1 protein-coding gene is annotated in these 1,002 nt (G+C 57.3%); it reads right to left on the bottom strand.

What is annotated here, in order from left to right; translation table 11 throughout:
• Positions 1-28 precede the first annotated feature (28 nt).
• The gene (locus ACR3FE_RS27745; protein WP_458211085.1) at positions 29-913 is read right to left on the bottom strand and encodes an IS1595 family transposase; all 885 of its coding nucleotides are present in this window, start codon (positions 911-913) and stop codon (positions 29-31) included.
• Positions 914-1,002 lie beyond the last annotated feature (89 nt).

The raw sequence follows: 1,002 nt of genomic DNA, 5'->3' as shown, positions 1-1,002 counted from the left end.
CGCTCTTGTGAAGTACATTGTTGGTGACTCAAACAACTTCTCGGAAGATTTGTTTGAGCACTTCTCGACCGGGTTTGCGAAGGATTCGCCGCCGAAGCTGGAACAGTCTGAGATACGCGGTCAGTTTGTCCTTTGAGACGCCTCGATGTGGCGAGAGCCACCGTCGCGCCAGCGACGAGTGGCTCTCGCAGGTATTCACGTGTGCGTCTCCATCTACGTACTCACCCTCTCCGTGAATCACTGCTTCTCGATGGAAATTCTCATCAGTTTCTAGTGGATCGTAGGCCCGAAATCCATCCGTGTAGACCGTGAGCGACTCCTCCTCGTGGTTTCCGAGGAGGAGTCGCACAGTCGATTCGTCGGCGGATTTCGCCGGGACGACGTATCGCTGATCGCTTCCGCGATCAACGAGCGTGAATACTGGCGGTTTGTCCTCGGCGTACGTTCCCCGTCCACGTTTCGAGAGGCCCCGCGAGCGCGACCAAGCGTCGCGCTCGCGGGCTTTCTTTCCAGCAGAGACGTAGAATTCATCAATCTCGACCGGACCATCGAGAGTGAAGGTTGGCGCGTCGAGCGTTCTGGCGAACTGCTCGACGCGCCGATGAAGCGTCCGGTAGGAAACACCCAGTTCAGCCTCTAACTGACGGATACTCGTGTTAAACCGGAGCAACGAGTAGAACGCGAACAGGAGGTTATCGAGGCCGATCTTCGCGTGCGCGAAGATCGTGCCGGTCTTGTCGTTGAACGTGCGGTCGCAATCCTTACAGAGATACCGCTGATATTCTCGGTAGCTGCCGTGTTTGATCACTGACTCAGACCGGCAGCGCGGGCACTGGAGGCCCTCTCGCCAGCGAACCTGCTCCAGCAGGTTCGCGGCGCTCGCCTCCGAGTTCAGCAATTCAAATGGGAACATATCGGGTGACGCGAACGCGTCACCCTTGCCCGCTACGATTTCTAGCGGCAGCTATCCCCGACCAACAATCTGCTTCTGAAGAGCGTATT

The sequence above is a fragment of the Haladaptatus rarus genome (assembly GCF_054177585.1).
The sequence above is the reverse complement of the archived record's forward strand: the minus strand, read 5'-3'. Positions and strand labels throughout refer to the sequence as shown.